Below are 5,375 nucleotides of genomic sequence, written 5' to 3' on the forward strand. Positions count from 1 at the left end.
GCGGTTGGCTCAACGGTGCTGGTTGGCGCAGCAAGACCACAATAGTTAATTCCGCCAGTATGACGAGCAGTAATTAATCGCTCACCATAGCGTTGCCCATCAAGCGAGTGTAAAACTGGCCCATAAAATAAATCAATTTGGGCGGCACACTCAGGAACTGCAACGTTCAAGGCTAGAATTTGGTTTGGCTCAATTCGTCCGGTTTCCCACGAATAAATCACTTGATGATCAATAATTTCATCGACTTTTTGATACGAAGCCATGCCCACCGTGTAGACACAAGTAGTCGATTTATTCTGAATTTTGCCAAGAGAGTTCGTGGAGAACCAACCAGACAGATCAATCTGAGGATTACAAACAGGTGTTACGGTTGGAATCGGCGTGCTAGGCAGATCGGTTGCAGTTGGTTCGGCAGTTGGCTCAGTGGTTGGCTCGGCTGTTGGCTCAACACTTGGTTCAGCGGTTGGCTCAACTACTGTGTCTACCGCTGCTGAATCGATTGCTTGGCCCACATTGGCAAAGGTGGTACTAACTCCACCAGCCACCACGATCGTTACAAGGAGTATAACCTGCGTTATCCATCGTTGCAATTTTGGATTCATAAAAAACTCCTTAGAATAAAAAATAGTTAAGAAAAATAAATTTAATTAAGAGAAGGGAATTATTAGGCTACTAACTAGTATAGTGACATGCCTAGCGGATTACTACCTCAACATGCACGTGATTTTTTAGCCCTAAAGGAACTACTTGCTTATAGTACTAGTACTATTTCAAACAATATCCTTTTTTTACGAACGGCATATAGTGAAGTAGTACTTTACCCATCAACTGGTGTTTCGAGCACATTACTACCCATAGCATGGTTAGAATAATTAAAATAGAGTAAAATATGTTGTTACCTCGATTAACTCGTACTTGGCGATTGCTCAGTTATCAACGTATTAGCAGATTCGGCTATCGGCTATACTAGGCCAAGCATTGTGTGTATAGGTGGATTATGTTGCGTGGTTTGCGTTCGCGCTGGGGCACTCTTGGAGGGTTGTTGCTGTTGTGGCTGATTATTGGTTGGTGGGCGAATGCCCAACCAAGCCGCTCGGCCAATCTATTGCAGCATACTTCAACCAGCGTTGGCGGCTTGTATGGCCTTGAGCAATCGAATAGTTTGCCAGGCGCGACTGGCCCAACTACCCGCAGCTACCGCTGGAGCAATGGCAATTTACACGTGCCACTCTGGCCGGCCAGCAACCACGCGCGGCTAGTTCAGCTTGAATATGTAGCCCCATTTGGCCCGACCAGCTTACAATTTGAGCAAACTCAAGCCCTGAGCCTAGCGTTGCAACCTGAACTCCGCCAACTCAGCCTATTTGTGCCCGCCGATGTGCAACAATTGCAATTGCGCAATCAGCCAAGCGAACAAGATGGACGCAACTTGGGTTTATTGCTCAGCCACCTCAGTTGGCAGGAACTTGGTTCAAACGGCTGGGCGGCTTTACCTGATGCTACGCCGTTTAATTCCAGCAATTTGGCCTTGCTCTGTGGCGTAGTGCTATTGCTTAGCCTTGGCTGGGCGCGGCATTGGCTGGCACTCGCTGGCAGCGGCTTGAGCCTTGGCTTGGCGGCTTTAGCTTGGTCGGGCAATTGGCTCAATCGGGCGGCGATCAACAGCCTGAGCCAATTGTTACTGGTGGCAGCCTTGGCAGTTGGCGCATACCATATGTGGCAGCGTTGGCCACGCCCAGTTAATTGGCGCTGGCTATTAGTGGCGATTTGGCTGATCACAACGCTCAGCCTGTGGACTCCAACGGTACAATATGATGGCGTTGGCTATTACGCCTATTTGCGTTCGGCGGGCATCGATCACGATTTTGATTTTAGCAACGAGTTTAGCCAAACTCCCTTAGAACTCAACACTGGGGTGAAATTGACCAAAACGGGCTATGCCGCCAATCCGTGGAGTGTTGGCCCAGCCATGGCGTTCGCACCCTTGTGGTGGCTCGGCCATGGCATTACCCTGCTCGGTGGTTGGCCCAGCGATGGCTATAGTCAACCGTATCTTGCTTTGACAACGTGGGGCAGCGCCTTAGCTGGATTAATCTTCATCCTAAGTTGCGAGGCACTGCTGCGCCGCCAATTTAGCCCTAAAATCGCCGCCCTAGCCACCATCAGTATCTATCTTGCTAGCAATTTGCTCTATTACAGTCTCTTTCAAGGAGCCTACGCCCACAGCCTTTCGGCGGCCTGCGTCAGTTTGATGGCGCTGGCCAGTCTACGGTTGCGCGAACAACCAAGCCTTGGGCGTTGGGCGCAACTAGGCTTGAGCATGGGCGCAACGATTGTCAGCTATTGGATTGGTGCATTGGTGCTGATACTGCCAGCGCTGCTGCTTTGGCCGTTGCTGGTTGGCAAACAACGCCTAGCATGGCCGAATTTAATCAAAGGTCTTGGCATCGCCGCGCTCGCTGGCTTGCTTGTGGTGTTGCCACAGTTGGCGATGTGGCGCTTGCTGTATGGCGCGTGGCTGACAATTCCGCAAGGTGGCAATTTTGCCACACCGCGCAGCAGCCAACTTTGGCCAATGCTAGTTGGTTCGCTTTACGGCATGCTCTGGTGGACACCAATCTATGTGCTAGGGTTGGTTGGCTTAGGCTTGAGCATTCGCCAACGGCAAGCTTGGCCGTATCTGGCGGCAGTCATTATTTATTTGATTTATATTTCGCGTTTGCCTGATTGGCATGGCAGTGGAGCCTTTGGTTTACGCCGTTTGACCACGCTTGCGCCTTGCTTGGCTTGGGGTGTGGCAGCCCTGCTGCACCGTTGGCGACACTGGCCGAGCACAGCAATCGGCTTAATCGCAAGTTTGGTTGGCTGGAATTTAGCCTTGATGGCACGCTACATCACCTATGCGATTCCACGGGGCTATCCAGCAATTGCCGAATTACCACTCAGCGCCATTTTGCTCTCCGACCAACCGCTAGAGGCCTCACGGCTTGGTTTATTGATGCGCAATGGTTGGTTCGGCAGCCAACTGAGCAATCTTCAAGGGCGTAGTTTATGGGTGTTTTTGGGGCTTTTGGGTAGTACTGCTGGGGTTTTGGCAATTTGGAGGTGGTTGGGGCGAGCCAACTCGCCAAGCCTAAATCAAGAGACTTAGCGAGTTAGCAAGGTTAATTGGCTCACTTGTGGGCATCGCGCAAAAAGCGGCGCACTACCTCGCGCACTGAATTTTTATCAGTCGCGGTGCACAAATAAATATGAATATCGGGATTCAAATCAAGCTGTTGGCGCAGATCAGCTTGGCTAATGACGGTGTTTAAATCGCTTTTATTGGCCACAACTGCATACGGCACTTCGCCATGATCGCGAAATTGAGCCAAAATTGCCGCTGCATCGTCGATCGTGGCAGGTTGCGAGAGATCGACAAGCACCAAAAAGCCGTTCATGTTTCTGGCCAAAATGTCACGCATAAATTCAAAACGGTTTTGGCCAGGCGTACCATACAAACGCAAGGTATAATCATCGAGCGCCACCCGCCCATAATCCATTGCCACGGTGGTATTGGCCTTGATACGTTGCTCATCGGGCGACGAGGTAGCTTTATCGGTATCAACAGTAGCAATATCCGATAATGATCGAATAAAGGTGCTTTTGCCCGTGTTAAAGGCTCCGGTGATCACGAGCTTAAATGTTTCCACAGGAATGCTCCTTTCATTTAGCGCAAGCTCAGCGCCCAACGGTAAACATCTTCATAGCGGGTTGCCGCAGTATCCCAACTAAAATCGTGGGTCATGGCCCGCCGCACAAAATAGCTCCAATCATTGGGGTAGCGATAGGCGGCTAACGCTCGGCCTAAGCCATGCAGCATAGCATCAACGTTGTAATCGCTAAACACCACGCCAACTCCTTCTGGTTGGCTCATATCGGGCACGGTATCAACCAAGCCGCCAGTTGCCCGTACCACTGGAATTGTGCCATAACGCATTGAGATCATTTGGCTCAGGCCGCATGGCTCAAAGGCCGAGGGCATGAGAAAAATATCAGCTCCAGCATACACCCGTTGTGCTAAGGGTGCATTAAATCCAATATAATTTGCCACCCGTTCAGGCACAAACCGGCTGGCATCGCGGAAGGCATCTTCATAGGGGCCATAGCCTGAGCCAAGCACCATCAGTTGGGCATCGGTTTCAGCAATAATCCGGCCTAAGCCTTGCACAATCAGATCAATGCCCTTTTGGCTATCAAGCCGTGAAACAACCGCCACTAACGGCACATCAGCCCGCTCTGGCAGGCCAACTTCGCGTTGTAAGGCCGCTTTACACACAGCCTTGCCCGCCAAATCATCAATACTAAATTGCTGGGCAATATGTTGGTCAGTTGCCGGATCAAAGTGGCGTGGATCGATTCCATTCAAAATGCCAACCAAACGATCCGAACGTTCACGCAGCATATGATCTAGCCCAAAGCCATATTCAGGTCGTTTAATTTCATCGGCATAGGTTGGGCTAACGGTTGTAATCACATCGCTGGTATACAGCGCCTGCTCCATCAGATTCAATTCGCCAAAGGCATCGTAAACTCCAACCAAGGGCCAAGCATCGTTGGCAAAGCGCCCTTGATGGGCCAAATTGTGAATTGTAAAGACTAAGGCTGGCCGAGCTGCATTGCCCCAAGCGATCCGAATTGCAGCAGCCGCATGCCAATCGTGGGCATGAATCACATCGGGCCACCAATCCATCTGGCGGCAGGCTTCTAAGGCAGCGTGGCAAAAAAGGGCAAAACGCACATCATCATCGCCATGGCCATAAATCGTGGTGCGCGATCCAAAGAAATATTGATTTTCAATAAACCAAGTTTGTTGATCGGCGGTTGCCCAAAGTTGGCATTCTTCGCTACGCCAATCCAAACCAACCGGAAAATTATCGCGGAGTTGCCCTAAATTCCAGCGCAAAGGGTCAATCGTACCATATCGCGGAATTACCAGCCGAACATCGAGTCCTCGGCGACGAAGTGCCTCTGGCAATGCACCCGCCACATCACCCAACCCCCCGACCTTGACAAATGGAACGCTTTCCGCTGCCAGAAACAAGACCTTCATGGTAGCCCCTTTGCGCTCGCGACAGGAAAGGGCATCCTGTGCTTGCCTGCATTATACTCGTTCAGTTGGCTTGATAGAAGAGTGCTTTTGCTGTGCCACGAGCCAAAAATAGCCTGAAATTAACGCAAAAACGGGCATGATCGCCCTGCAATCACACCCGTAACCCTTAGAATTTATGCATTTCACGAAAACCATAATTTCAGCTACTTGGCCGATCCCTGAGTATTCACCAATTGAACTTTAGGGTGCAGGGGGCTGACCCTATAGGCATCAACCTTAGCCG

Annotated in this window: 3 protein-coding genes and 1 pseudogene; 1 reads left to right on the forward strand and 3 read right to left on the reverse strand. The window is 50.6% G+C overall.

Annotated features, from left to right (window positions below; translation table 11 throughout):
• Nucleotides 1-602: pseudogene (locus DEF47_RS06165) on the reverse strand (hypothetical protein); the annotation flags it as partial.
• A gap of 395 nt (nucleotides 603-997) precedes the next feature.
• Here DEF47_RS06165 and DEF47_RS06170 point away from each other — a divergent pair.
• A complete protein-coding gene (locus tag DEF47_RS06170) occupies nucleotides 998-3,151 on the forward strand; it encodes a hypothetical protein (RefSeq protein WP_012192026.1) in 2,154 nt (717 codons plus the stop codon).
• A 22-nt stretch (nucleotides 3,152-3,173) separates the two neighbouring features.
• Here the strand turns inward: DEF47_RS06170 and DEF47_RS06175 are convergent, their stop codons facing one another.
• Complete coding sequence (locus DEF47_RS06175) at nucleotides 3,174-3,692, reverse strand: GTP-binding protein (protein WP_012192025.1); 519 nt, start codon at nucleotides 3,690-3,692, stop codon at nucleotides 3,174-3,176.
• Nucleotides 3,693-3,709: 17 nt separating this feature from the next.
• Nucleotides 3,710-5,092, reverse strand: a complete 1,383-nt coding sequence (locus DEF47_RS06180; RefSeq protein WP_012192024.1) for a glycogen synthase — start codon at nucleotides 5,090-5,092, stop codon at nucleotides 3,710-3,712.
• Nucleotides 5,093-5,375: the final 283 nt, after the last annotated feature.

It is taken from the genome of Herpetosiphon sp., assembly GCF_003512625.1.
GTDB classification, from domain to species: domain Bacteria; phylum Chloroflexota; class Chloroflexia; order Chloroflexales; family Herpetosiphonaceae; genus Herpetosiphon; species Herpetosiphon aurantiacus.